The organism is Algoriphagus resistens (assembly GCF_001442615.1).
Taxonomy (GTDB): domain Bacteria; phylum Bacteroidota; class Bacteroidia; order Cytophagales; family Cyclobacteriaceae; genus Algoriphagus; species Algoriphagus resistens.
Genome location: NZ_LMXN01000001.1, coordinates 348253 through 372438 on the forward strand (window position 1 = coordinate 348253; position 24186 = coordinate 372438).

31 protein-coding genes are annotated in these 24186 nt (G+C 42.9%); 22 read left to right on the forward strand and 9 right to left on the reverse strand.

Going from position 1 to position 24186, the window contains the following annotated elements; all coding sequences use genetic code 11:
- Window positions 1-159: 159 nt before the first annotated feature.
- Entirely contained in the window at window positions 160-1188 is a 1029-nt protein-coding gene (gene pelA, locus AS141_RS01340) for a pectate lyase (RefSeq protein WP_057935814.1), read from the reverse strand.
- Between the two features lie 25 nt (window positions 1189-1213).
- The gene (locus AS141_RS01345; RefSeq protein ID WP_057935815.1) at window positions 1214-2602 is read right to left on the reverse strand and encodes a DUF1593 domain-containing protein; all 1389 of its coding nucleotides are present in this window, start codon (window positions 2600-2602) and stop codon (window positions 1214-1216) included.
- A gap of 101 nt (window positions 2603-2703) precedes the next feature.
- On the opposite strand from AS141_RS01345, the gene AS141_RS01350 reads away from it, so the two are divergent.
- Window positions 2704-3537, forward strand: a complete 834-nt coding sequence (locus tag AS141_RS01350; RefSeq protein WP_057935816.1) for a helix-turn-helix domain-containing protein — start codon at window positions 2704-2706, stop codon at window positions 3535-3537.
- Between the two features lie 57 nt (window positions 3538-3594).
- On the opposite strand, the gene AS141_RS01355 is transcribed toward AS141_RS01350, so the two are convergent.
- Window positions 3595-5016 (reverse strand): alanine/glycine:cation symporter family protein, encoded by a 1422-nt coding sequence (locus tag AS141_RS01355; RefSeq protein ID WP_057935817.1) that lies wholly within the window; start codon window positions 5014-5016, stop codon window positions 3595-3597.
- A gap of 337 nt (window positions 5017-5353) precedes the next feature.
- Between AS141_RS01355 and AS141_RS01360 the strand changes: the two genes are divergently transcribed.
- On the forward strand, window positions 5354-7165 hold the full coding sequence (locus AS141_RS01360) for a heparinase II/III domain-containing protein (RefSeq protein WP_057935818.1): 1812 nt from the start codon (window positions 5354-5356) through the stop codon (window positions 7163-7165).
- On the opposite strand, the gene AS141_RS01365 is transcribed toward AS141_RS01360, so the two are convergent.
- Window positions 7159-7518, reverse strand: a complete 360-nt coding sequence (locus tag AS141_RS01365) for a VOC family protein (RefSeq protein ID WP_057935819.1) — start codon at window positions 7516-7518, stop codon at window positions 7159-7161. The genes AS141_RS01360 and AS141_RS01365 overlap by 7 nt on opposite strands.
- 267 nt (window positions 7519-7785) lie before the next feature.
- Here AS141_RS01365 and AS141_RS01370 point away from each other — a divergent pair, with 267 nt between their 5' ends.
- From AS141_RS01370 to AS141_RS26450, 3 genes are all read left to right on the forward strand, one after another.
- Window positions 7786-9129, forward strand: a complete 1344-nt coding sequence (locus tag AS141_RS01370; protein ID WP_057935820.1) for a Gfo/Idh/MocA family protein — start codon at window positions 7786-7788, stop codon at window positions 9127-9129.
- A 377-nt stretch (window positions 9130-9506) separates the two neighbouring features.
- The gene (locus tag AS141_RS01375) at window positions 9507-10046 is read left to right on the forward strand and encodes a hypothetical protein (protein ID WP_157243350.1); all 540 of its coding nucleotides are present in this window, start codon (window positions 9507-9509) and stop codon (window positions 10044-10046) included.
- A 221-nt stretch (window positions 10047-10267) separates the two neighbouring features.
- Window positions 10268-10498: a hypothetical protein gene (locus AS141_RS26450; RefSeq protein WP_157243351.1), complete on the forward strand. Its 231-nt coding sequence runs from the start codon at window positions 10268-10270 to the stop codon at window positions 10496-10498.
- Between the two features lie 364 nt (window positions 10499-10862).
- On the opposite strand, the gene AS141_RS01385 is transcribed toward AS141_RS26450, so the two are convergent.
- From AS141_RS01385 to AS141_RS01400, 4 genes are all read right to left on the reverse strand, one after another.
- Window positions 10863-11738, reverse strand: coding sequence for a pirin family protein (locus AS141_RS01385; RefSeq protein ID WP_057935823.1), 876 nt, complete (start codon window positions 11736-11738; stop codon window positions 10863-10865).
- A 74-nt stretch (window positions 11739-11812) separates the two neighbouring features.
- Entirely contained in the window at window positions 11813-12403 is a 591-nt protein-coding gene (locus AS141_RS01390) for a Crp/Fnr family transcriptional regulator (protein ID WP_057936199.1), read from the reverse strand.
- A 109-nt stretch (window positions 12404-12512) separates the two neighbouring features.
- Window positions 12513-13313 carry an XRE family transcriptional regulator gene (locus tag AS141_RS01395; RefSeq protein ID WP_057935824.1) on the reverse strand — a complete coding sequence of 267 codons (801 nt, stop codon included), beginning with the start codon at window positions 13311-13313 and terminating at the stop codon, window positions 12513-12515.
- A gap of 308 nt (window positions 13314-13621) precedes the next feature.
- Window positions 13622-13990, reverse strand: coding sequence for a hypothetical protein (locus AS141_RS01400; protein WP_057935825.1), 369 nt, complete (start codon window positions 13988-13990; stop codon window positions 13622-13624).
- A gap of 213 nt (window positions 13991-14203) precedes the next feature.
- Between AS141_RS01400 and AS141_RS01405 the strand changes: the two genes are divergently transcribed.
- The 17 genes from AS141_RS01405 to AS141_RS27200 all read left to right on the forward strand — a co-directional run bounded on the left by AS141_RS01405 (window position 14204) and on the right by AS141_RS27200 (window position 23473).
- Window positions 14204-14425 carry a helix-turn-helix domain-containing protein gene (locus AS141_RS01405; protein WP_057935826.1) on the forward strand — a complete coding sequence of 74 codons (222 nt, stop codon included), beginning with the start codon at window positions 14204-14206 and terminating at the stop codon, window positions 14423-14425.
- Complete coding sequence (locus AS141_RS01410) at window positions 14415-14693, forward strand: hypothetical protein (RefSeq protein WP_057935827.1); 279 nt, start codon at window positions 14415-14417, stop codon at window positions 14691-14693. Before AS141_RS01405 ends, AS141_RS01410 begins: the two co-directional genes overlap by 11 nt.
- A complete protein-coding gene (locus tag AS141_RS01415; RefSeq protein ID WP_057935828.1) occupies window positions 14686-14937 on the forward strand; it encodes a hypothetical protein in 252 nt (83 codons plus the stop codon). The genes AS141_RS01410 and AS141_RS01415 overlap by 8 nt, the downstream gene beginning before the upstream one ends.
- Window positions 14934-15137, forward strand: a complete 204-nt coding sequence (locus AS141_RS26455; protein WP_157243352.1) for a hypothetical protein — start codon at window positions 14934-14936, stop codon at window positions 15135-15137. Before AS141_RS01415 ends, AS141_RS26455 begins: the two co-directional genes overlap by 4 nt.
- Window positions 15125-15382, forward strand: a complete 258-nt coding sequence (locus tag AS141_RS01420; protein WP_157243353.1) for a hypothetical protein — start codon at window positions 15125-15127, stop codon at window positions 15380-15382. The genes AS141_RS26455 and AS141_RS01420 overlap by 13 nt, the downstream gene beginning before the upstream one ends.
- A complete protein-coding gene (locus tag AS141_RS26460) occupies window positions 15373-15759 on the forward strand; it encodes a hypothetical protein (RefSeq protein WP_157243354.1) in 387 nt (128 codons plus the stop codon). The genes AS141_RS01420 and AS141_RS26460 overlap by 10 nt, the downstream gene beginning before the upstream one ends.
- Window positions 15760-15805: 46 nt before the next feature.
- Window positions 15806-15982 carry a hypothetical protein gene (locus AS141_RS26465; RefSeq protein ID WP_157243355.1) on the forward strand — a complete coding sequence of 59 codons (177 nt, stop codon included), beginning with the start codon at window positions 15806-15808 and terminating at the stop codon, window positions 15980-15982.
- Entirely contained in the window at window positions 15982-16206 is a 225-nt protein-coding gene (locus AS141_RS01430) for a hypothetical protein (protein WP_057935831.1), read from the forward strand. Before AS141_RS26465 ends, AS141_RS01430 begins: the two co-directional genes overlap by 1 nt.
- Window positions 16199-16945 carry a hypothetical protein gene (locus AS141_RS01435; RefSeq protein ID WP_057935832.1) on the forward strand — a complete coding sequence of 249 codons (747 nt, stop codon included), beginning with the start codon at window positions 16199-16201 and terminating at the stop codon, window positions 16943-16945. Before AS141_RS01430 ends, AS141_RS01435 begins: the two co-directional genes overlap by 8 nt.
- Window positions 16938-17285: a hypothetical protein gene (locus tag AS141_RS01440; RefSeq protein WP_057935833.1), complete on the forward strand. Its 348-nt coding sequence runs from the start codon at window positions 16938-16940 to the stop codon at window positions 17283-17285. Before AS141_RS01435 ends, AS141_RS01440 begins: the two co-directional genes overlap by 8 nt.
- A gap of 236 nt (window positions 17286-17521) precedes the next feature.
- The gene (locus tag AS141_RS01445; RefSeq protein ID WP_057935834.1) at window positions 17522-17890 is read left to right on the forward strand and encodes a hypothetical protein; all 369 of its coding nucleotides are present in this window, start codon (window positions 17522-17524) and stop codon (window positions 17888-17890) included.
- Entirely contained in the window at window positions 17880-18164 is a 285-nt protein-coding gene (locus AS141_RS01450) for a hypothetical protein (protein ID WP_057935835.1), read from the forward strand. The genes AS141_RS01445 and AS141_RS01450 overlap by 11 nt, the downstream gene beginning before the upstream one ends.
- Entirely contained in the window at window positions 18157-18921 is a 765-nt protein-coding gene (locus tag AS141_RS01455; RefSeq protein WP_082632125.1) for a phosphoadenosine phosphosulfate reductase domain-containing protein, read from the forward strand. Before AS141_RS01450 ends, AS141_RS01455 begins: the two co-directional genes overlap by 8 nt.
- The gene (locus AS141_RS01460) at window positions 18914-22243 is read left to right on the forward strand and encodes a DUF6371 domain-containing protein (RefSeq protein WP_057935836.1); all 3330 of its coding nucleotides are present in this window, start codon (window positions 18914-18916) and stop codon (window positions 22241-22243) included. The genes AS141_RS01455 and AS141_RS01460 overlap by 8 nt, the downstream gene beginning before the upstream one ends.
- 10 nt (window positions 22244-22253) lie before the next feature.
- The gene (locus AS141_RS01465; RefSeq protein ID WP_082632155.1) at window positions 22254-22727 is read left to right on the forward strand and encodes a TRM11 family methyltransferase; all 474 of its coding nucleotides are present in this window, start codon (window positions 22254-22256) and stop codon (window positions 22725-22727) included.
- A gap of 379 nt (window positions 22728-23106) precedes the next feature.
- Complete coding sequence (locus AS141_RS01470) at window positions 23107-23343, forward strand: hypothetical protein (RefSeq protein ID WP_057935838.1); 237 nt, start codon at window positions 23107-23109, stop codon at window positions 23341-23343.
- A gap of 1 nt (window position 23344) precedes the next feature.
- Entirely contained in the window at window positions 23345-23473 is a 129-nt protein-coding gene (locus tag AS141_RS27200) for a hypothetical protein (protein WP_262480988.1), read from the forward strand.
- 2 nt (window positions 23474-23475) lie between these two features.
- On the opposite strand, the gene AS141_RS01475 is transcribed toward AS141_RS27200, so the two are convergent.
- A complete protein-coding gene (locus AS141_RS01475) occupies window positions 23476-24120 on the reverse strand; it encodes a hypothetical protein (RefSeq protein ID WP_057935839.1) in 645 nt (214 codons plus the stop codon).
- Between the last annotated feature and the right edge of the window lie 66 nt (window positions 24121-24186).

Sequence of the window (24186 nt, forward strand, 5' to 3'; positions counted from 1 at the left end):
GTAGGCAGTTCTTAAACGGTGAATTTGGGTTACTTTAACAAAAACAATCCTAAGGAGTGGTAGGTCTTACCTTTGCATGTCGACTAGCTACTAGTAGTTTCTATGCACTTTCTTTTTCCACTCAATATATTTCCTCAAAACTTTGGAAGGGGCGTGGGTCTACCAACTATAACCGTTCCTACGTTCAAAGCCTATTTCTTCCAGTGAGTTCTTTTTGATCCCGTCCCGGTCAGAGAAGATGGGTTTTGCTGTTTCCAGGTCATAAAAGCGTGCCCACAGGGGAGGAGCGGCGGGATCAGGAACTACCACGTTGTTCTTTTTCCCATCTTCGTCTATTTCGTTTGCCAGTCTGATTCCTTCGATTTTGTGGGCTTCTAACCAGTGGACGGCACCATCTATGGAGGCAATGACCTCTTCTGAAGGATCGTCCAACTCCATTAACAACATGACAATGCCTGCAGACTCCGAGCCACTGAAAGAGGCAAGCTCATAGGAGCGGGCTTTGGCTGGTGCAAGGGTATTTTCATCATGTTGGGCACACCAGACGGTAGGGGCTCCATTCACGATAATCTGGGTTTGAAGGATACAAGCTATCCCTGCGTCAAATGATCTTTTGGATTTTGCCATAATTTCCGGAGCCAGTTTCAGTGCTGAATAAGTTTTGTCTTCTGAAATATCTCTGAGAAACCTCATGATGTTCACCATAGCATCATCATTGTAGGTGATGTGTCCGGAATAAGCGACAGATCCTGTTCGAACAGGATAGAACTGCGGCCATCCTCCATTGTCATATTGAGAGATAAAGATGTAATCCAAGCCTTTTTCAAAAGCCTCTTTATAGCGGGCATCTGGGGTCTGCCCTAATAGGTTGGCCAGAAATCTCAATTCGGTGATAGTGGCTCCATTATCAAATGTTGCTCCGGTTTTAGATTTAGCGGCTGAAATTTCAGCCTTTTCTGAGTCGGATAAGTTCTGATGATATCCTTTGTTTTTCTCCCATCCACCGATAGCCTTTTTGGCGAGTAGGACATTTTCGGCTACTGCTTTCGCCTCCTTCGAACCATACCATTCTTCAGGCATTTTGGTAGCCACCTCCTTCCAACGCATGCTGTGATAGCCGGAATCTTGTGCATGGACAGTTGAAAGTGTGATTGTTAAAAACAGTACTATAAAGCAGTTGGGCTTCATGGTTTAGGTTGATGTAAGAAATGTTTTATTTTCCTTCAATAATTATCCTACGATAGCTAGTAAGGTTTGGTGAACCATTGTCTGTCACTTCGCAGATCACATGGATAGTTTTTCCGGAGATATCTTTTGGGAGAGTTAATTTTATGGAATCTGAATTGTCATTTGGGATAGAAAAATTGCCTTCATAAGTACCTGCTTCTGGAATAATCCACCATTTAAAACTCAGCTCATCGCCCTGAGAATCATAAGATTTGGAGGCGTCAAGCATTATGTTTTTACGTTTTTTTGCTTTTACTCTGAGCAGTTCTATTCCCTCATTTTTATTTATGATCACAATGGGATTGCGGTTGCCCTTACCTTCCTTTGCCCAGTCCATACGTGCCGCGAAATTATTAAAGGTAGCGGGGTAAAAGTAGTCTGAATACTCCCTGGATTTTTCCTTCACAGGTGAGTGATGGTTATTGAATGCTGTAGTTTCCTTGTCGGCTGTGATACCTTTTGTGAAATATCCTCCCCAACCAACATGGCTTGGTACCATTGGATCATTGAGCCCATTGGGCATAAGGTGCAAAAATGCGGGAGTATCGCCTTCCACTCCAAACTTATACTTGGGATACACATTGCCTAGATTTCCATGGGTTTGGATTTGATTGGCATAGTTCTCCCAATTACTTTTTCCTGCACCGTTTTGGTATAACCAAGCTACTTCGTCCCAGATAAAAAGCAGATCATCCTCAAACTCCCTTCTCATCCATTGATGGGAGCTGATTGAATACTCAGTTTTCTGATCCCGGTCTTGATCAGTGATGGTGTAGGTCGGCAGTTTGTGAAGAAATTCCTTTAGTTGGTTTTCATTTCTATTCTGTTGAACCTGCCAGATCGCCTGTGCCAACGTATTGGCTCCTCCCCAAACAGTTACCCAAACAGGTCTTTTATCCTTTTCATCTGCAAGTTTGATGATCAAATCACTTCCTGCTGAGTCATTTCCCTCACCAATAAATTCATAGCCCCGGTTTTTACTTCCGAACACCGTGATATTTCGCAAGTATTCCGGGCTTGGCCAATAACCGATATCCTGTTGTGATTCATCAGCATGAAACTCTTTTTGAGCCGACCGCTTAAGGAGATTAGGAAGGTCTTTTTCATAGGCATCAATAGCTTTATGGACCAACCCCATAAAATCCTCACGGGTTTGGTCCAGACTCCAGCCTGTAGTGAAAATCAAACCTTCTATTTCATACAGATCCGCATGGACAAGCAGTCTTACAAGGGACTCACTATCGTCTGTTTCCCAAGTAGACACGTCCGTTAATACGACTAATCGAGGTTTTAGCTTGGATTTTTGTTTGTGTTGCTGCGCAGAAAGAGTATAGGAGAAGATTAAGAGTAGTAGGGAGAGTAATTTGATTTTCATGAATTGGAAATTTGAGTTTATGTAAATACCCAATTGTAAATTTATTCTCGTATTTGAGGAAAAACTACCTACATTTCTTTTAAAATCTATCGAAATCCTAGATGTTCAATACGTTTGATGAAAATAGAAACGAATTTAAGCCGTATGGCTTGACTTGTGAACTATGGTCACCAAGCTTGATGAAAAGGCCAGATCGTCATAACGAAATTGAAATAAATTATTTCCCCGAGGTAGGGATTACTTACCTTTTTCAAGGAAGAAAAGTAATTGTTCCACCGAAAAAGCTAACGGTATTCTGGGGACTTGTTCCACATCAGATTATAGATTTCAAGCATGCCAAGCCATATTATGTCTGTACAGTTCCATTCTCCTTGTTTTTAGAATGGCAACTTGCAGGCCCATTTGTAGAGGGTTTGTTGAAAGGGGATATAGTATTCGAAGAGGCGGAAGATCACTCGGGTTACGATGAGTTTTTACTTAAAAACTGGCTGAATGATATAAATGGGAATGGCTCCTCAGAAGTTGCCTTGCTGGAAATTCATGCGCGGATCAGCAGAATGTCTACCAGCATGTTATCATTAGCAAAAAATAAACATTCGAGCATACAAGGCAGTGGAATAAGCCATGTAGAACGTATTGCTATTTTTATAGCCCAGAATTATTCAACTCCAATTAAAGTATCGGATATAGGTCAGGCAGTGGGCCTGCATCCTGACCATGCCAATGCTATTTTTAAGAAAACCTTTGGTAGTACCTTAACTGAATATATCACCGAAGAGAGAATTGCCCACGCCCAGCGGAAATTAGTCGTAACAGATCAGAGCATTACAGATATTGTTTTCGATTGTGGATTTAATTCCATCAGCCGATTTAATGCAGCTTTCCTCAAAATAAACTCCTGTACTCCTAGAGAATACAGGAAGATGTTTAAGTGAAAAATGCCTGAAATTTCGGCGTGGCATTCTCCTAAATGCTTTTTGAAGTCACACACATCACTTCCAGAAATCAGCATTGTCAATACCTGCATCCTTAGCAATGAAAACCGGATCCTTGCCTTCCTTCTTCTGTTTTTTATAATCTGCCCAAGCCAGGAAAGCTGGTTTTCTAAGTAAGATAATGGCAATAATATTCAGCCAGGCCATCAGTCCTACCCCAATATCTCCCATGGTCCAGGCCAACTCGGCAGTTTTGATGGTTCCGTAGAAAGTGGATAACAAAATTGCAAATCTGAGAACCCATATTCCCCATCTGTTTTTGGTCTTTCGGATCAAATAACTAAGGTTGGTCTCAGCTATATAGTAGTAAGCCATAATGGTGGTAAACGCAAAAAACAGTAATGCCACAGCTACGAAGCCAGCTCCGAGAGAAGGGAATTGGGAAGCGATTGCAAACTGGGTGTATTCTGGCCCAAACGCTACGCCTGGAAGGTTTTCGGCTAAGAAGCCCCCTTCGGGATTTAATACATTGAATTGACCGGTGAATAGAATCATCAATGCCGTGGCTGTACACACAAAGAGTGTATCCACATATACAGAAAAGGATTGTACCAGACCTTGTTTTACAGGATGGCTAACCTCAGCGGCTGCGGCTGCATGTGGGGCAGTTCCCTGGCCGGCTTCGTTGGAGTAAATTCCTCTTTTGACCCCCCATGCGATCGCCATTCCAAATACGCCTGAGAAAGCTGCTTCCATATTGAATGCTGATTTGAATATCAAAGCAAACACTGCAGGTACTTCAGTGATATTGAGAGTAATAATCACAACGGCCATTAGAATATAAGCCCCCGCCATAAAAGGAATGACAACTTCGGCTACTTTACTGATTCTTTTTACACCCCCAATAATAATCAGGGCCATTAAAGCGGTGACACTGATCCCTGTCCACATGACCGGAATATCGAATGCGTTTGCCATACTGAGGGCAATACTATTGCTTTGTACACCGGGCATAAAAAGAGCTGTTGCCAGAATAGTCGCAAAGGCAAAGAGCATAGCATACCATTTTTTACCTATTCCCTTTTCGATATAATAAGCCGGGCCACCTCTATACTCCCCGTCGTTCACTTCTTTATAGATTTGTCCCAACGTTGATTCTACAAATGCAGAAGAGGCACCAAGAAATGCGATTACCCACATCCAGAAGATAGCCCCCGGTCCTCCCATGGCGATGGCAGTGGCAACACCTGCTATATTCCCGGTACCTACTCTCCCTGAGATCGCAATAGCGAATGCCTGGAAGGAGGAAACCCCTTTATCGGAAGATTCACCTTTGAATAAGAGCCGGATCATTTCTTTCAGGTAAGTGACCTGAAGAAATTTGGTGGCGAAGGAAAAATAAACTCCGGCCGCCAGGCAAAGAAAAATCAGTGCATTACTCCAAACAACCGCGTTAATAGCATCTACTATCTCTTTCATATGATTATAATTTGTCTTTTAAAAGCCATATGGAATCTTGCATGGTTGATAATCATCCCCGTGTGACTCTGGGGTATGCTCGATTTCATATAATTGGTTTAAAACTTAGAATTCTTGAAAATATGTTTAATCTGGGTTCATAATTAGCCCGAAGAAAGTAAAAATTTAGCGGTTATTGCAGAAGAATCATTTTAAATGGGCTTAATTCCTGATCGGTTGCCTTTGAATATTAGGGTATATTGGAAAAAGCTTACTTTTTATCCATATTATTAAGCCTATGATCTAATCAGTGAATTTTTCCCAACTTAACTATCAATCCCAAATGCCATCTTGCTCTATGATCAGAAAAAACATCCTACTTGTAGCAGTTTTTTTTGTGTTTGTTTTTGAAAGCCATGGACAAAAAACCATTCCTACCCTGTTTGTACCCACCATAGAGAAGCAGGTGAAGAGTGAGCTTCTCCAGGGTTTGGAAAAGAGATTTTTAGCAACTTGTGATCAAATAGCGGAATTGCCACCACCACCCCGCCAACAGGTGGGCCGAAGACTCTTGGAAGTAAGCAGAACGTACTTAAAGCGGATCACTTACCTTGCCTATGCGTATCAATTGACCGGAGATGAAAAATACCTACAGGCATCCGAGAAATATTTGCTGGCGGCAGCTGAATTTTCAGATTGGAATCCATCACATTTTCTTGATGTAGCAGAGATGACTATGGCTATGGGCCTGGGATATGATTGGACGAAGGATGATTTATCGCCTGAATCCGCTCTTAAGATTAGAGAGGCTATAGTAGAAAAGGGATTAAAGCCATCAATTGATGAGAAGATAAATTGGTGGATTAACACGACTAATAACTGGAACCAAGTCTGTCATGCATCTATGGCAGTAGGCGCTTGGGCGGTTGAAAGGGAAAACCCGGAATTTTCGAAAATGATAATTGATAGGGCTAAAGAAAAAATCCGAATTCCAGAAGGACAATATGATCCTGATGGAGTTTATCCGGAGGGCACTTCTTATTGGGAATATGGAACAAGCTTTAATGTACTGTTTGTGGATGCCTATCAAAAGAAATATCCAGACAGCATTTTAGAAACTTCCAATGGCTTGATGAAAACAGGGGAGTATTTCTTGCATGCTCATGGGCCTGCTGGCAGTTTCAATTATTCAGATTCCAGACAAAATGAGGTGATTTCTGCGGCCATGTTTTGGTTTGCCTCTAAATCCAAAGACCTCTCGCTCATATACAATCAGGTGCCCCTTGTACAAAAAATAGTTACAGGTGAGGATAGCCTTGATGCAGAAACCAGTGAAGGCCGATTTTATGCATTTTTATTGATTTGGCTTTCAGAATTGAAAAACGTGTCCGCAGTAGCTCCTGAAGTAACTTCATGGGTTGGCGGCGGTGAGAATCCGGTAAGTTTCCTAAGATCAGGCTGGAAAAGAGATGATATTTACCTAGGTAATAAGGCTGGATCCCCAAGTATTAGCCATGGGCACATGGACATAGGAAGCTTTGTGATGGATGCTGCTGGTGTCCGCTGGGCGATAGATCTTGGAATGAATAATTACAATGACCTGGAAACTTCAGGAGTGGACATATGGGATAAATCGCCTAATGGTGACCGATGGAAAGTTTTTCGCTATAATAATTTCTCACACAATACTTTAGTCGTAGATAGCTCATTTCAGGATGTGGATTCAGATGCCAAAATACTAAAAGTAATTGATCGCAAGAAGCTGAAATCGAGCAAAATGGATATCAGTTCTGCCTATAAAACTTCGCTTACCTCAGCCTTGCGTACCACAGAGATCAAAAAGAACAAGGAAGTGGAAATAAGGGATGAAATTCAAAACAATGGGCAGAGATCAAGTGTGCGCTGGGGAATGATGACCTATGACGATATTGTGCTGGTAGACAATTCCACGGCAATTATTTCTCATGATGAAAAGCGGTTGGTTATTAAAATTGTTTCACCTAAGAATTCCAAACTTAAGATTTATCCAGCTACACCAATGATGCCAGGTGAGGAAGCAAATGAGGGGTTTGCGATGATTGGATTTGAAACAGGGCTTCAGCCAAATGAGTCTGCAAAACTCGAAGTAACCATGAATGTGATACAAATTGACCTGAAATATATTCATTGATCGTATTCGATCAACTCAAATCTGTTTCCCCAAGGATCCCGGAAGAAGCAGCGATCACGACCGTCTATTTTTGATGAATAACTGATTTCTATAGTTTCTTTTTCCAAAAACACCTTAGCTTCTTCCAAGTCGGTGACCTCGAAGGCAGCGTGCCTGGCTGAAGTGCTTTGATGTCCTTCTTCTTCACGGACATGTAGTTCTATAGCACCAAGCTGGATCCAGATAGCGCCGTGGGGATGTGTTCCTGGAATTTCCTTGAGCAATAATTTTTCGATATAAAACTGTCTGGCTTCTTTTCGTGAATTGGGAGGGATGGTGATCAGCACATGGTCTAAGCGTTTAATAGCTATCATACATTTTTTTATTTAAAGGTAGGCAAATCGAATGTTCTGGTAAAACTGTTTGGGTAACAGGAAAGATTTTTAAAAATATTTGGCTATAATGACATCTTTAAATTTAATGGGCCTGCTAATGGAGGGAAGCCTGCATTTTCAAGAGCTACCTGAAATAGTGAAAATTAAAATAGGTTTATCAACTCATTTTATTAAATCATATATCCTAGCTTAATCTTTCTCTTGACTAGAACTTTAACATAACATAAACCATAAATACCTAATATCATGAGTAAAGAATCATCTAGAAGGACCTTCATTAAGAAAACGGCTATAGCCGGTTCTGCAGCAATGGTCCTGCCTACTTTTATCCCAGCTTCAGCATTCGGGGCAAATGACAGAATCAACGCGGCTGTTCTAGGCATCAATGGCCGAGGTAAAAGTCATATACAGGGGTTTATGGCACAGAAAGATGTTCAGGTTACCACGCTGTGTGATCCGGATATGAATCTTCTGACTGCAGGACAAAAAGCGTTTAAGGAGAAATACGGAAGCGAGATAGCACTGGAGCAGGATCTTAGAAAAGTATTTGACAATAAAGACATTGATGTGGTAAGTCTGGCCACGCCAAATCACTGGCATGCTTTGGCGACCATTTGGGCATGTCAGGCCGGCAAGGACGTATATGTAGAGAAACCGGGTTCACACAATATATCAGAAGGCCGTAAGATGATAGAGGCGGCGGAGAAATATGACAGAATCGTTCAGCACGGTGTACAGCTTCGCAGCTCTCCTGCAGTTCAGGAGGCAATTCAACTGATGCGGGACGGTTATATAGGAAGAGTATATATGGCTCGGGGTCTGGTGTTTAGAATGAGAGGGGATATTGGCATTAAGGGTACATCTCCCGTGCCAGAGGGATTGGATTACGACTTGTGGACAGGCCCAGCTCCCAAGGTTCCGTTTACCCATGATCTGGTGCATTACAACTGGCATTGGCATTGGGATTATGGCAATGGGGATGTAGGAAACCAGGGTATTCATGAGACAGACCTCTGCATGTGGGGGCTCGACGTGGGATTTCCTACCAAAATCACTTCCATGGGAGGTAAGTACCTGTGGAATGACAGTAAGGAGGTTCCTGAAGTTTTGACATCTATCTATAACTATCCGGAAGAAAATAAAATCATCCAATTTGAGGTGAGACCTTGGTATACCAATGCAGAAGATGGTGCCACCGTGGGTAATATATTCTATGGGGACAAGGGATACCTGGTCGTAGATGGTTATGACAAGTACAAGACCTTTTTGGGAAATGACCGTACACCTGGCAAATCAGGGGATGATGGTGGTGAAGCTGCTTCTGGCATGGACAGGGGAGCCGGCGGAACAGATGGCCACTTTACCAACTTTATTGAGGCAGTCAGGAAGCATGACAAATCCATCCTTAATGGACCTGTGGAGACAGCTCATTTATCTTCAGGATTGGCCCATCTTGGAAACATAGCCTATAGGCTTGGAAGAGTTTTGGATTTTGATCCGAAATCAGAAACTTTTGTCAATGACTCCGAAGCTGACGCGATGCTGACCCGTGACTATAGAGCGGGATTTGAGGTTCCGAAAGTGGTGTAGATAGCGGCATCCAGCAAGAAAGAGATGGTAGTAAAATTGAAAATAAACAGCTGGTCATTTCTCAATAAGAGGGACTGGATAAAATTAGATGGCATCGGGTTTCTGCCCGATGCTGTTTTTTTTAAGTTCTTGCTGACAGGGTTGTTTTTAGAACAGGTTGAGAGGCTGACTAATCGAGAAGCTTTCTTCTAAAAAGATGTCTGTTCTCCACATATTGAGTAATTTTTGACACTGATTTTTTCAGGAAAAATCTGATGTACCAGCTTAATTACAAATGTAAGCTGGTTTTTAATTTGGCGAATTTTTTGAAACTGTACCAGTATAGACTACACAAAAGGTAAGTTTTGCAAGTTCTTAAATCCAAAATTTTTGCATCAATGAAACTAGATCCAATCTCCTCAGAAACTTCTGTTTTAAAACCCGCATCGAAAAAGATCATGTGGTTTCCTGTAAGGAACAGAAAGGAAGTAAATGCTATAATCGCCAGACTTAAATCCGAACATGTGCAGTCTTTACGGGTTGGTATTGATTGCGCTGAATTTAATACCAAAAAAGGGCAAAAATGGTATGATTGGCTTTTGCCTACGTTGGCTGAGAATTTTGACCTTGAACTTTGCTTTGATAATTACCTGCTGACTCCCGGGCGTCCACTTGCTCAAAAGCATGGTTTACCTGAGATAGTTGAGCATTTTATCCATAAGCACGGGAAGTATTTTACCACGGTGGAATTATGGAGAAATCATTCTGCCAATGTTGAAAAGGAACCCCGTGAAAATATTTTTGCTGAAGACGTGGTTTTTGCAGCCACATGGGCCAAGCATCTGGGCAAAAAAGTTGTGCTTGGAAAAATACAGGTGGTAGATTTTGAATGGATTAATCAATTGGTTTCCTCCCGGTTTCTTAAAACTACTGCCTAGAAAGAAATCGACAAGGAAAGAAGATCTTTGGAACGTAGGTACTGGATTCTTTGAGTGAATCATCTTGCACCGGTTGAAGTAAAAGGGCTGAGGATCCAAGCCCGCTCATGTAATGCCTTAGTCAATTTGCAGATTTCCGACGTAGGGACTGTGTACTATGGGCTACTGCAGAGGAATGAAATAGTGATAGGATGGCGTAAAGGGTATCTCAAAAAAACGATATGATGACTAGAAAATATAAAGTTGCAAATGGGCTAAAGAAGGTCACAAATTTTTCGGAAGGGCTGACATCCTTGCTAGCAGGTTCTTATGTTTTATCACTTGCAGTGACAAAACAAAATATGGCGCTTAGGATAATTCTTGGTGTGGCGGGAGGTTACCTGATTTTAAGAAGTGGTGGCAAGCTGCACATGGGTAGCTTCGAGGATGAGGTAGTGCAGTCCGACCACTAGTACCCCAATAACTTTGAGCAAAGAAGGCATCCGGACCCGGTGAGTATGCTGTGCCCGGGAATTAAGTGAGATGCATTCCCTACTGCCCATTCCCAAAATAACAGGCAGTACGCCAAGTTCGCTACCGGGAATCTTCCGCTTTAAAAAAGGTAAAGTAAATTGTTCTGAGGTTTCCTTAGTGTATATTCCTTTGGGCAAACTTAAAAATATCACCTCTCAAAAGAAAAACAGGCTAAACTGAAAAAGCCCGGTGCGATACCGGGCCCTTGAAGGAAAAACTAATTTTTGGATACCTGTGCAATTTTTTAGGGTCACTCCATACTGACACAGCCGCTGTGTTTTGAAGGGGCCATTGAAGCAAAGTTCAACTCAGGTAACCGAACTTCCCTTCATTAAAATCCTGAAAAGCCTGGATCAATTCCTCTTTGGAATTCATTACAAAAGGGCCATGCGCCGCAATTGGTTCATGAATAGGCTGTCCACTTAGGATAAGAAAAACCGCATCATCTGTAGCCGAAACCTGAAAGTCTTCTCCTTTATTTTCGAAGAGTGCAAAATGATCGGTATCTACCGCCTGGGTAGCGTTGATCTTTACCTTTCCTTCCAGCACCAGTAGTCCCGTGTTGAAATTTTCCGGGAAGGAAAAAGAAGCTGTTCCCCCTGACTTAAGCCTTGTGTTGAATAGGTGAATAGGAGTGAAGGTGGACGCTGCTCCGGCAGCTCCTTCATAAGATCCTGCAATGATCTCAACCTGACCACGGTTAGCCGGTAATTCTACCTTCGAAATAGAATCTTTTGAAATCGCCTGATACTTAGGTGCACTCATTTTGTGTTTGGCAGGAAGATTTACCCAAAGCTGTACCATCTGAAATTCGCCGCCCGTTTTGCTGAATTCCTCTTCATGGTATTCTTTGTGAAGTACTCCGCTTGCTGCGGTCATCCATTGTACATCTCCCTCGCTGATTACACCACCGCCACCACTACTGTCGTGATGGGCTACCTTTCCCTTGTAGGCAATGGTTACCGTTTCAAATCCACGGTGGGGATGTACCCCGACACCTTTTGGGGTAGTAGAAGGGGGGAAGTGAAATTTGGGATTATAATCCATCATGATAAATGGATTCATCCTCTGCATGCTTAATCCGGAGCCACTTGGTATCAGGGTCATTACCCGAAAACCATCTCCGACGAAATGTGGGGTGCTGGGCTTTACGATTAATTCAATATTCCTGGTTGCCATACGTGATCTGTTTTAATTCATCACAAACCTATCACATACCAACTGGTCCTGCATTGACCTAGGTTAAGATCGTTCTAGTGATCGTATCTGCTAGCCATTTCTCTGCGCACCCTACTTAGTCCTTCCGGTGTGATTCCAAGGTAAGAGGCAATCATCCATTGGGGGACTCGCACGAGCAGATCCGGGTAGGTGCTGATGAACTTCAGGTAGCGCTGCTCTGCAGGGTCACTTAAAAGACTGTTGATCCGCTGCTGAAGATGACGGATATGATTATGTAATAACTTATTGTTGAATTCGGCAAAGCCGGGGAAATTATCCATGAGCTGGATAATATGTTGCTCTTCAATTAAAAATATCAAAGAATCCTCCAGTGCTTCAATATAATAGATCGACTCCTGTCCAAAATAAGATGATTCCCGATCTGTCATAAACCATTCCTCTGGCGCAAATTGTAAGACATGTTCTTTGCCTTTGTTATCTAAAGAGTATTGCCTCAAAAGACCCTTTCCCACATAAAAGGTATGTTGGCATTTTTGACCTGGAGAAAGCAATACCTGTCCTTTTGCAAATTCCTGTTGACCACAGGTTTCTAAGAGTTTTTTAATCTCAGCCTTCTCCAAATCCATATTGGAAGTAAGAAATGCCCGAAAAGGAAGGTTGTTCATCTGCTTGGGATTTTGGAGGCTGGATTGATAGGCATAGGAAGATAAGGCTTGACGATGCTGTTGGGCTATCTTATAACCCAATGCAGCACACCTATAATAAGGGCTGAGGTCAGATTTTAAGATCTTCCAGCTTTCTATTGATCTCGGCTATACCTATCCCTATTTGCTGGAGGGTGAGTGTTTCAGTAGGAAACTCTTTGATCATAGAATATTCAAATTTCCATAGCTCGCGTACTTCTTCTGCCCTGACCTGATAGGGTTCATATAATTGATTGATGGATCTGAGCAAGAAACTTCTTTTATCTTCCAGAAAGGTAACCATCTTGAAACTGATCCCTTCATTTTCGGTAATTACTACGCAGGGGGTTTCTTTTTTGAATTTCCAGTCCATCAGATAAGATCCGATGATATAGGATCCGTCAGGGATCGGGAGCATACTGTCTCCTTCTGTCTGGAACATCCTATATTTTTTATCCTTGGGCAAATTAGGTAAGTGGAACGCTGGCAGCATGCTGATAAACTCAGGATCCCCATAACCTCCCAGATACCCTGCTTTTGCTTTTATAGGCACCATTTCAATGTTTTCCTCATTGTTGTTGCTAAGGGTCGTGGCAAGGACGCGAACATTCGACCCCAGCAAAAAAATATCGTTTCCCGCCTCAAGGTCGCGTATTTTGAGCTCGCTTAGTTTGGAAAGATCTATTCTCAGCAGGGTGTCCACGCTCATTCTGAAGTAATCTGCGCAATGGACAAGGTCATCGATTGGAGGGGATTTCGTGTGTCCATTTTCATGGGCATTTAATTTTGCGCGGGTAAAACCCAACTTTGTCGCCAAGTCATCCTGGCTCAGTTTTTTCCTGTTTCTCAAAAATCTGAGATTCGAAGCCCAAAAATATTTTTGATCCCCCATTTACGATACAGTTTGCGAATAGTAATTGATACTAATGATATCAAAAGTAAAGAATGTTCTGATTGCGAAAAAGATATGTTCCCATATTCTTGACTATAAAAGCAAAGAATTTCTGAGAGCTAGTTTGCTTAATGGGATTAATTAGCTGGCCTGCCTTCCACCCAAAAATGGTTCAAAACCAGTTTAAAAAATAAAAGACTTAGACAATTGCCTAAGCCTTAAGTGCACTCGGAAGGATCACTTATCCTCATTGACTTTCAGTTATTTATGATAAAATGTTGAAACGATGTTGAAACGATGTTGAAACTTTAGGCCGTGAGAAGCTTCAAAAGGGCTTCTTTTTTTGCGGCGGGGATTTGGAAAGTCACCGAGACAGTCTCCATGTTTTTTAATTTCCGGTCTGTCGGTGGGGCATTTAGTTGTGGACGGTCATTCTTGGAAATCATAGTATGGGTACCCTCATCCGAATAGGGCGTTCCTTCCCACTCAGCTGCCAATATTTGATAGATATTAATATTAAGAGCCTTGGCGTAAGACTCTAATACAGCCATTTGCAACTCTGATTTTTTGAAATCTCCACGTACCGCCTGAGCTGTTTTGTTGATCATTTCCCCGATGTCAGCAGTACTTAACCGTTGCTTTTCAGCTTCATTTTTAAGAAAAGTGCCTATATGCATACTAATTGTTTGCTAATTGGAATCATTTAATACCGTAAAGTACGGGAGTTAAAAACCTAAACAATCACGTTTATGAGCGTAAAATGTTTGCTTTATAGGTATAAAATATTTCCTTTAGGCAAATAAAATACATATAATAGAAACAAAACATTTGCATTTTAGAAACAAAAAGCATTTCTTTGATTCATAATCAAGCAAACAAAACGTTTCGTTATGAACCGACTCAAAAAAATCCTAGACCAAAAAGGTTTTAAGGGTCTCCACCCAAGCAACTCAGTACTTGAGGAATTGGGAGTGAAGATCCACACTTGGAATAAGTGGGTGGAAGGGACGAAGGATCCCGAACTGGCGCAGCTTCCTGTGATAGCTGAATTTCTCGACTGTGATGTGTGCGATCTGATAGAACGTCCAGTCCCCGTCTCCCATGAAAAGTAATGTAAAAGTTGCGGACACCCTGATTCGCTTTGCCAACGCCCGGGAGCGCGCCTACAAATCAGTAGGTGCGCTGGGCATGGCCGAGCTAAAAGCAATCAATCATGTGAAGACTGTAGGTGGGTATTTCTCCTCCGTCGCACCAGAGAAGCAGATCAAAGCCATTCCACAGCTGGAGGAGGATCTACTGAAGATCCTTCCAAGCGAAAAAAGCAGATTCCAAAAACAGCGGAATCAGATCCTGGACCTAATAGCGAAGAGCCATGATTGAGGCGATAACATCCAAGTGGTACGATCTGGAAATCCTCAGATCCCTGGCAAGGGAGTATTATTTCCAAGCCTGTCATAATACCTGCAAGTTTTCCCGTGGCCGTGCCGGCTGGGATCTGCACAAGACGAATATGACCAAAAGGAAATTTCAGCGCCAGTTCGTCGAGCTCTGCGACATGGCCATGTCTGACAAAGAGCTCTATCAGTTGCTGAAGTCCGAAAACCTTCAAATCCTTATCAAATGACACTTTTCAAATTTTACTGCGCATTTGCGGTACTCACTCCGATAGCTCTCCTCCTGTGCAAATGGATGGGCTTGATCGGAGTCGCTTGGGGCTGGGTGATAGCGCTAGCTATCCTAATTCCTCTCCTCATGGCCTTGGCTCTAGTGGCACTGGCGGTCTACATCATCAAAACCACTCCTATAGAAGAATGGGAAAGCTAGAAGAAAAAGAGATCCGCTACATCGAGCTTCATTGTGGTTTTTTCCGACTGCGTGGTCGGGAAAGCAAGGTGCATAATATCACCATCCTTATTGGATTTGTGGTGTGCATGCTAGCCGGGATTCAGGTGGTCGCCACGGAGATCCTCCCAAACAGTCCCAAAAAAGCCCTTCGAATATTCTGTACAGCCCGTCCAGCCAGACGCAAGGGCAAAGATGCAATCCTAGATTATCAGCTATGCAACTAGAGATCATACAGTACAAAACCGAATCAGACTGGAAAGATCCGCTGATGAAGTATCTGGCCGACTATATCGAACTGATAAGTCAGAGCTATGTAGGCGATGTCTTCCCAACGCTGGATTCCGCCTTTGGATTTATCCAGAGCCGCATGGTCGAGTTCATGGAAGTAAATCCCACTTACCGCAAGCCCATAGGTCTAAGCCTTATCTATAACCGTCCCAGCTGCTGTCCGCATAAGATCCGGCTCAGCTACCTCAATCAATTTATCACGATCAAACAAAAAAGTACTCATGAAAACAACCCTAATCAAACACATCAGCAAGGTATCGGCCATCAAGGCCAAAGCAATCCTACCACTACTGATACTGCTCAGTCTGGCTAATGTCTCGCTGGCGCAAAAGAAAAGCGTAGCCAAAGTGCAGAACCCTGTGGAGTGGCCACACTACGAGCGCACCTGGTTCAAAAAAGCCAAATCCAACCTAAAGGATGCGCTCAGCGATACCCGCAAGTCCAACAAGCGCAAGAAGCGCGGAAACAAAAACGCCGACAAGCTATCCCGTATGCGGGACAAAGTCACGGAGTTGTCAGCTAAAAAAGAGGACTAATGAAATCCTACCAATGGAAAACCGACACACATGTGTTTGAAACACATGTAGAAGATGGGCATGTGATCCTATCCGCCAAGAGCCGGATATCTGACAATCCCTCCTGTAAGTTTCTACTGTCAAAAGATGATGCCGACGGATTAAGGGATATTCTTTCCGAAGCTGTTTTGGATATTCAATTTTCAAGTGCTGAAACGGAATTAGAGGAGGTTCCCAATGTCTAAGCTCAAACCCAACCAATTCGAGATCCGTCCCGGCGTGATCATAACCGAGCGTCCCATCCTCTTCAATACCGAAATGGTCCAGGCTAATCTGGAAGGAAGAAAAACCCAGACTAGGAGAACCAAAGGGCTGGATAAATACCCAGACTACAATTGGCAGAACATATCCAGTGTTAATGGAACAGATATCAAATGCGCGATGGCGGACACCCCGGATAGATTGTTACTAGTAAGATCACCTTACGGCCAGCCCGGTGATCTGATTTGGGTGAGGGAGTCTTTTACCATTTTCTTAGATGGAATTTTATTCAAGTCAAGAGAGTCCATTTTTAAAAACCCTAAATGGAGACCCTCCATCCATATGCCAAAAAGCTATGCTCAAATCTGGGCTATGGTTGAAGATATACGAGTGGAAAAGCTGCTTGATATCAGTCCAAAAGATGCTATTTCGGAAGGAATTGAAGTTTACTATACTAGGAACAAAGTGGCAGGATATAAAAACTATCTCACCACCGACCCCAAGTATTTTTCTTCCCCTCGGTTTTCGTTTTTCAGCCTCATAGACAAGGTTAACAATTGTCAGATGGCATCGATAAACCCTTGGGTTTGGGTAGTCAAATACCGCATCCTCTCAAAGGAAGGGAGACCGACTGATGAGATCATCTGGGATAATTACAGAGATATCCAGTACCGAATTTCCTGCCCGGAAAGCTATAAGGGAAAGGAGGCCTCCAATGTCTGAGATGCACTACGATGATCAGAAAGATCAGGACTATTACGATAGACAATATCAAAAGCAAGTGAAGTCCTGCCTGTTCTCCTTTAAAATGCTGGCCATTCTATTTGTACTATATATAATAGGTGTACTTCTCTTTACTTCCTGCAAAGCCATCGTCCCACCTGTCACCGTGGCCACCGGCACAGTGATCAGCGTGGACGGGGACAATGTCCTAGTAGCCTTCGAAGTCATTAATAAGGCTAAGGGATCCCAAGGCTCCAACTGGTTCTATTGCCCGAAGCACTTCTTCAAAGTTGGCGATACCTATCCCGATTCAGCCAAATACCAACCTATAGATAGATGAAATATTTCGCAGCAATTCTTGGTCTTGCCATATGGGTTATTGCCACCCTGATAATATCTCTATTAATACTCCCTCTGGCAATTATTTCAATGATAGATGAATACTGGCAAATCCCAGTCAAACTCTTAAAAACCTTCGAAAAATGAACGCCGAACCTATCCTAACAGGAATCACCGGGCTTGCCATACTCATTCTGATATGCCTGGTCACAATTCGCCACGTCAAAACGCCCAAAAATGAAAAACGATAAGCAATTACCTCCCGGATTCTCGAAGCTCTATGTGGAGCTTTCCATTATTCACACACTGATCACAGTGCATGCAATAGATCAGAAAGCATATTCCAGAAAGCACGAAATAGCCAAAGGATTCATCACTGATTTACTCTCACAGATCAAGGATGATGGTGTACTCTCCCTACTGCTGGAGAAGTGGCTTAAAGATGGCAGCACGAAACGGCTAAGGGATATTATTCTTCTCTACGTCGATTATCGCAACGATTACATCCCGCACTTCAATGCTATGGTTTTATTGGATGACATCTGCATCCAGTACAGAGAGATCAAAGCCAGAGCTGAAAGAAAGGGGGGTGAAGATGAAGGCTGAAGAAATTCCTGTGATAAGCCATTCTTCACCAGGCATTCCCAGAATTATCAAAGAACACTTCGACCCCGATCATCTGCTCAGCCGGATCGAGATCCAGCAGAGCTATAATAAACTGGAATATGACCGATCTCTCAAGCCTCAGACCAGAGAACTGATTAAGGAGCACATGGAGAAAGTAGAGCAGGATGGGTTTACTTCTATCCGTGAAGTGGGGGAAGAGGAGTGGAACCGGTTTAATTCTCGAAAAGCTGGAGAGGAGGAGGGAAATGGGTAAGAAGATACCCCTCACTATTCAGCGGATGATTGATGCTGGAGCTTTATTCCTTAGCAATGATTCTGGTGGGAAGGATAGCCAGGCCATGCGGATCTATTTGCAATCAATCATTCCTCCCTCAAAACTCATCATCATACATGCTCATTTACCTGAAGTGGAATGGAGCGGAACAATCGATTTTATCAAAATGAATAGTAAAGGCCATCGTGTTGAGGTATGCCAGGCTATCAAGACTTTTTTTGAAATGGTGGAACATAGGCAGATGTTTCCTTCAAAAGATTACCGGCAATGTACTTCTGATCTGAAACGTGGACCATTAGAAAAACTAGGAAGGGCTTTGTCAGCTGAATATGGAAATAAGCTTATAGTGAATTGCATGGGGTTACGTGCGCAGGAATCCAAATTCAGAGCAGGAAAACGGACTGTCAAAAAATCTAAAAGTAATTCAGTTGCCGGCCGTACTTGGATCGAGTGGCTCCCAATCCATAAATGGTCTGAGAAAAAGGTTTTCAAAACCATAGCAGATGCCGGAGAAAAACCTTTCTGGACGTATGCGGAAGGAATGAAGCGCAAAAGCTGCTCTTTCTGCATAATGGGTTGTCAGAATGATCTGCGGATCTCGGCCAGACTGAGGCCAGACCTATTCAAAAAGATAGTGGAGACAGAAAAAAGAATTGGCCATACGCTGATGATGCCTAATAAAGGCCAAGTTCTTACACTGGATCAATACATTGAAATGGAGGTAGCCGATGTCTAAAGACTACAAATACTCCCTCGAAGTAGGAGCTAAAAAACATCACTGTCCAAGCTGTACCAAGAAAACCTTTGTCCGATATGTTTACACCGGTACGCGGGATTATATAGGGGTTGAGTTTGGAAGATGCGATCGGGAGAACAATTGTTCTTATCATCGACTACCGGGGGCAGATACACCCGAACCCCCGCACCCCCAGACTAAAAAGAACCTTCCAGAGCCGACAGTCATTTTTCCCGATTCCGAGTATCTGAAAAATATCAGAAATACTAGGCCGGCGAATTTTTGGGATTTCTGTACCGGGAAACTTGGAATTACGGCTGAGCACTTGCAAACGTGGGGTATAGGAGGACACTGGAAGTTCACTGCTTTCATTATTGCCAATCGGGAACGGGAAATCAACGTGAAATTTGTCGCCTACACGCCCGAAGGCAAGCGGGACAAAACCGAGGGGACAGACGGCGGAGCGAAATTTACGCCTCATTATCTGGGTAGATCTTATCTGAGAAACCAGAAAATCGAAACGGATAATGCCCGACTAGAGGACTGGCAGGATTACTACAAGTTTACCCGATGCTTCTATGGTGAGCACCGTTGGGATGCGGAAAAAAATACCTGCCTGGTAGAGTCGGAGAAAACGGCCGTGATAGCTGCTTTCTTTTTCCCGGATTTCAATTGGCTGGCCACAGGTGGTAACCATGGGATGCTGTACGAGCAGTTTTCACTTTTCAACGGATACAAAGGAAGGATATGGAATATAGTTGATAACGACAGCGCGGGATATACCAAGTCCAAGACTATCCAATGGCTGGACAAACTTGCAGAAATGCGGGACAATCCGGAGGAGATCCTTTCCGTGAATATTCTCGAAGGGCGTCCCGCTGGCTATGATCTGGCGGACGCAATTATCTATGATGGATATCGGGATCCAGTGGTTTTCGCCAAAAAACTAGCCACGGCCATCGACTGCCGAAAGAAGATAGTGATCGAAGAAAGCGGAGAATGGCGCATAGAGGATAAAGTGAAAGTCAGCGAGCCAGACGCCAAGGAGCTTCGCCGAGCCAAGCAGGTAGCGGATAGGATCTATGAGGGAAAAGTGAATTTGATAATGAATTCGGAAATCAATTCCGTGGATCTCTTGGCCTCAATAGCCTATTTTGGGAAAGAGGGATTGGCCATCGCTACCAAAGTTTATGAAGCTGCAGGATCTGATAAAGAGGAGGCGGAAGCGATGTTCAATATCGCATGCCTTAAACCGCATAGTAACGGAAAGTATTTCTTCAAAGTGGCCAAAGAAGCTGGCGTGGAAGTCCGCTACATCAAAACAGCCAGATCGGAATCGGCGGAAGGAGCTGAGGGAATCGACTCGAACGAGTGGTATATCTCATGGCCAGATGGATTGGAAGATGAAGAGGATTTTGACGAGTGGAAATCACGAACACAGATATTTGCCTACAGTTTTATAGAACATAAGAATTGCATCTTTTACGCGGTATTTGATAACAATAAGCGGACTATCGGATTCTTTAAGATTTCAAACTTTGTCATCCGACCGCTCTACCTGATCCGATCCAAGACAGACGCCAAGCGATTATTTGAGATCAAAAATATCTTTGGTGTCAAATACATCATGGACATACCTGCCAAGGCTTTGGTCAGCATGACCGAGTTCCAGGTATTCTGCGAGAGTCAGGGCAACTTCATGTTTGAGGGATCCAAACAGCAATTCACCAAGGTGAAGCGCAAGCTCTACGATAATACCAAGGATGCCGAGGAAGTAAAGATGCTAGGCTGGCAGGATGAGGGATTCTATGCCTTTGCTAATGGCGCCTACGAGGACAAATTCACCAAGGTGGATGAATACGGGATAATCAAGCATGTGATAGGCAAGTCAGACGATGAGGCAGAAGAGAAATATTTCTTTATCCCGGCGATGTCCAGCATCTACAAGGATGAAAAGGATCAGTACGACACGGAAAAGAAATTTGTGTACGTGCCACGGCCGAGCGTAAAATTCTCCGATTGGTCTCAGCTCTTCTATGACACTTATGGAGAAAACGGCGTGATCGGCATGAGCTACTACATTTCGTCACTTTTCCGCGATCTCATCTACAGCCGGTTCAAATTCTTTCCGCATCTCTTCCACTTTGGCCCACCGGGTACTGGTAAGTCCACCATGTGCTGGAGCATCCAATACATGTTTGGACTAGAGCGAAAGCCCTTCATGCTGAATGCCGGAACGCCAGTCGCATTCCACAGGACATTTGCACAGTTCCGAAATGCCGTGGTCTGGTTTGATGAGTATAACAACAGCATCGAATTCAAGCGGGTGCAGGATCTGAAGTCAGCCTATGACGGTGCCGGCCATGTGAAGTCCGAATGGTCGAATACGGGTGGAACCAGCAATCGCACCACTACTACACCGGTGGAGTCTGCCTGTAATATATCCGGGCAGGAACTTCCGATCGCAGACAACGCACTTTTCAAACGCTGTATTCTCCTCCAGTACCATCAGACGAAATTCAGCGAAGCGGAAAAGGAGCGATTAGTCAAACTTCAGAAGCTTCAGGAGAAAGGGTTGAGTCATATTACGGGTGCTTTGACCCGCTTTAGGGCGAAAATGGAAGCGGATTACTTCCAGGTTTTCGATGAGGTAGAGCGGGAGCTGATCAAGGCTCTGAATGATGATACCACCATCGAAAGCCGGATAGTAAAGAACATGGCCGTGATCGCTGCCACCTTCAAAGTACTGAAGGATGATCTCCCTTGGGCGTGGAACTGGACAAAGATGCTGGAAGTGATGGTGAAGAATATCAAGTCCCAAAACGGGCTGATCTCCAATGCCAAGGAAACAAATCAATTCTGGGATGCTGTGGAATACTGCATCGCTGAGGGAGAGCTGAGGGAAGGCACTGACTTCAAGGTGGAGCATCTAAATACCGTAAAGGTGACCATCGACCGCAAGTCGGTGGATAAGAATATGGGCAATATCACCAAGGTGCTATTTATCCGGATATCTACAGCACATCCGAAATACATGGAGGCATTGCGCAAGCAGGGCGAGAAAAAGGGAATGGACAAAGGTTCCCTAGCGCATTACCTCAGCCATGCGCCTGGCTTTATCGGGATGGTGAGTAGTACACGCTGGAAGCAGGGAGAGCGGAGTTTCACGAGTTCTGCCTATGCCTTCGAATACAAATTCCTAGAAGATATGGATTACAACTTCGAGCGGGAAGATCCAGACCTGAAGCCAGAGGAAGCGGTGGAAGATGATTCCGTGGAAAAGGCTATGGTGCAAAGAGCTGGTAAAAAAGATGGGTTTTAAATAAATGGAAATGGAAAAATTAATACTTGATGCCTGCTGTGGAAGCAGGATGTTTTGGTTCGATAAGGAAAATCCCAATGCAGTTTTTATTGATATCAGAAAAGAGGAATTTATTTCCTGTGATGGAAGATCCATTAAGGTCCGACCAGATATGATTGCAGATTTCAGGAATCTCCCTTTCGATAGCCAATCATTCAAAATGGTTGTTTTTGATCCTCCTCATGATATGTATGCCGGAACAAAAAGTTTCACTGCTCAAAAATATGGGAAGCTGGATAAGGATAATTGGAGAGAGGATCTCAAGCTTGGATTTGATGAATGCATGAGAGTTTTACAAGTCCATGGATTTCTGATTTTCAAATGGAATGAGTTGAGAATCCCAGTTACAGAGCTATTAAGAGTTTTTGAAATGGAACCACTATTCGGTCACAAATCAGGAAAGGCAAGCAATACTCACTGGATGATATTTATGAAAAGTACCTGATTGTCCTGTTCGAGCACATCAGAACGAAAGCGGCTAAAAGATAGCCGTTTTTCTTGGGGAAAAAATTAAGTCCCCGCGATATAGGGAAAAGCTGACAAACGGTTCCAACGGTTCAAACAAAATCAAAAAAGTATATATAAATAAAATAAATGTTGATTCTGATTAAGAAAGAAGGCTCAGGCTGTTGGAACGTGTTGGAATCTGTTTGATCATGTTGGAACGGGTGCTAGCTGTCCAACAATGTTTGAATGGCTGTCCTCGCCAAAATCTGCGAATGGAGTCAGGTTGAAGGGATTTAGAGGTTTGTTTGACGTGTTGGAACAGTTTGACTGTAATGTGTGTACCGGAAAATTTAAAATGGAAAAATTGAGAATGTAAAATGGACTCAGAACTCACAATTAAAATAAAGCAAGCTCACAATATCACAGAGCTTCAGGAGCTGGAAGCTGGCGAATATGTGCGCCGGATTGGAATGGTATACTTCCAACTGATGGATGACGGGAAGTATCTCCCACGGTGCGTCACCGCCCACACAAACGGCAAGTGGCTACTCTCAAAACTTAAACAAAAAAGAATCTATGTCCCAGTCGAAGAAATTAGAGCGGAAGTTATTTGATATGAAACCCTCCAAGGGTTTTGAACCCTTTGAGGGTTATACCATCGAATACGACAGCTGCTATCGTGGGAAGATTGAGATCTGGAAGGATGAGAATGGGGTGGTGGTGTGGATGGGGATTATTAGGTGATATTATCCGGGGAACTCTCTCATAAAATTCTTGCTGATTAGGAAAAAAAATCTTTTCACTATTTCAATTGCTTCAAGGCAAAATTTGATATCAATGTAAACGTAATCATCATAAATTTTAATATTTGAATATTTTTTTGAAAGCTCTTTTACAGCCGAAATATTGCTTTCTCTTTGTAGCCAGAGCCTACTACCAGAATGAACAATTATATTTCTTAGAGAGGTCAGTTCCTTGAATTCTTTGTATTCTTTCCCATCGAATTTTGGAATAATCTTCAAGTAGTCTTTTGAATACTTCTTAAATGCGGTTAATACATCATTGTTGGCCGATGTGATTTTTTTTAATTCATCCTCCTCCAAAACATAATCAAAAATTTCTAAGAAGATTTTTAATTTATATTCTGATAGGGATACAAGGGAAATTATAAATTGCTCTGTAAAAATACTTTTATAACCACCTGCAAAAAAATACTCAAAAAAATCCTCTGAGTATATTTTCATGTCATCAAACTTCTTGTCAATTGAATCTAAAAAAATTGAGGAATGTTTTAAATATTCTTCCAACTGAATCAAGCTATCCTTTTTCAACCCGTAATAAAAGAAGCTTATTTCAGATCTGATGTGTCCCGGATCTAATTTTTCTTTCATGTTTTTTCTGCAAAAATACTCAAAAAATAGTTTCCAAATGACTTGATAATCAAGCTATTATTATCT

Bases quoted from the DNA above. Each gene is read 5' to 3' on its own strand.
- AS141_RS01455 (WP_082632125.1), top strand. From the start codon at position 18,157: ATGGGTAAGAAGATACCCCTCACTATTCAGCGGATGATTGATGCTGGA.
- AS141_RS01475 (WP_057935839.1), bottom strand. From the start codon at position 24,120: ATGAAAGAAAAATTAGATCCGGGACACATCAGATCTGAAATAAGCTTC.
- AS141_RS01355 (WP_057935817.1), bottom strand. From the start codon at position 5,016: ATGAAAGAGATAGTAGATGCTATTAACGCGGTTGTTTGGAGTAATGCA.
- pelA (WP_057935814.1), bottom strand. From the start codon at position 1,188: ATGAAGCCCAACTGCTTTATAGTACTGTTTTTAACAATCACACTTTCA.
- AS141_RS01445 (WP_057935834.1), top strand. From the start codon at position 17,522: ATGAAAAACGATAAGCAATTACCTCCCGGATTCTCGAAGCTCTATGTG.
- AS141_RS01450 (WP_057935835.1), top strand. From the start codon at position 17,880: ATGAAGGCTGAAGAAATTCCTGTGATAAGCCATTCTTCACCAGGCATT.
- AS141_RS01410 (WP_057935827.1), top strand. From the start codon at position 14,415: ATGAAAAGTAATGTAAAAGTTGCGGACACCCTGATTCGCTTTGCCAAC.
- AS141_RS01460 (WP_057935836.1), top strand. From the start codon at position 18,914: ATGTCTAAAGACTACAAATACTCCCTCGAAGTAGGAGCTAAAAAACAT.
- AS141_RS01420 (WP_157243353.1), top strand. From the start codon at position 15,125: ATGGGAAAGCTAGAAGAAAAAGAGATCCGCTACATCGAGCTTCATTGT.
- AS141_RS26450 (WP_157243351.1), top strand. From the start codon at position 10,268: ATGATGACTAGAAAATATAAAGTTGCAAATGGGCTAAAGAAGGTCACA.
- AS141_RS01365 (WP_057935819.1), bottom strand. From the start codon at position 7,518: ATGATAGCTATTAAACGCTTAGACCATGTGCTGATCACCATCCCTCCC.
- AS141_RS01470 (WP_057935838.1), top strand. From the start codon at position 23,107: ATGGACTCAGAACTCACAATTAAAATAAAGCAAGCTCACAATATCACA.
- AS141_RS01415 (WP_057935828.1), top strand. From the start codon at position 14,686: ATGATTGAGGCGATAACATCCAAGTGGTACGATCTGGAAATCCTCAGA.
- AS141_RS01385 (WP_057935823.1), bottom strand. From the start codon at position 11,738: ATGGCAACCAGGAATATTGAATTAATCGTAAAGCCCAGCACCCCACAT.
- AS141_RS01435 (WP_057935832.1), top strand. From the start codon at position 16,199: ATGTCTAAGCTCAAACCCAACCAATTCGAGATCCGTCCCGGCGTGATC.
- AS141_RS01370 (WP_057935820.1), top strand. From the start codon at position 7,786: ATGAGTAAAGAATCATCTAGAAGGACCTTCATTAAGAAAACGGCTATA.
- AS141_RS01465 (WP_082632155.1), top strand. From the start codon at position 22,254: ATGGAAAAATTAATACTTGATGCCTGCTGTGGAAGCAGGATGTTTTGG.
- AS141_RS01390 (WP_057936199.1), bottom strand. From the start codon at position 12,403: ATGAACAACCTTCCTTTTCGGGCATTTCTTACTTCCAATATGGATTTG.
- AS141_RS01375 (WP_157243350.1), top strand. From the start codon at position 9,507: ATGAAACTAGATCCAATCTCCTCAGAAACTTCTGTTTTAAAACCCGCA.
- AS141_RS01400 (WP_057935825.1), bottom strand. From the start codon at position 13,990: ATGCATATAGGCACTTTTCTTAAAAATGAAGCTGAAAAGCAACGGTTA.
- AS141_RS01395 (WP_057935824.1), bottom strand. From the start codon at position 13,313: ATGGGGGATCAAAAATATTTTTGGGCTTCGAATCTCAGATTTTTGAGA.
- AS141_RS27200 (WP_262480988.1), top strand. From the start codon at position 23,345: ATGAAACCCTCCAAGGGTTTTGAACCCTTTGAGGGTTATACCATCGAA.
- AS141_RS01345 (WP_057935815.1), bottom strand. From the start codon at position 2,602: ATGAAAATCAAATTACTCTCCCTACTACTCTTAATCTTCTCCTATACT.
- AS141_RS26460 (WP_157243354.1), top strand. From the start codon at position 15,373: ATGCAACTAGAGATCATACAGTACAAAACCGAATCAGACTGGAAAGAT.
- AS141_RS26455 (WP_157243352.1), top strand. From the start codon at position 14,934: ATGACACTTTTCAAATTTTACTGCGCATTTGCGGTACTCACTCCGATA.
- AS141_RS01360 (WP_057935818.1), top strand. From the start codon at position 5,354: ATGATCAGAAAAAACATCCTACTTGTAGCAGTTTTTTTTGTGTTTGTT.
- AS141_RS01405 (WP_057935826.1), top strand. From the start codon at position 14,204: ATGAACCGACTCAAAAAAATCCTAGACCAAAAAGGTTTTAAGGGTCTC.
- AS141_RS01440 (WP_057935833.1), top strand. From the start codon at position 16,938: ATGTCTGAGATGCACTACGATGATCAGAAAGATCAGGACTATTACGAT.
- AS141_RS01350 (WP_057935816.1), top strand. From the start codon at position 2,704: ATGTTCAATACGTTTGATGAAAATAGAAACGAATTTAAGCCGTATGGC.
- AS141_RS01430 (WP_057935831.1), top strand. From the start codon at position 15,982: ATGAAATCCTACCAATGGAAAACCGACACACATGTGTTTGAAACACAT.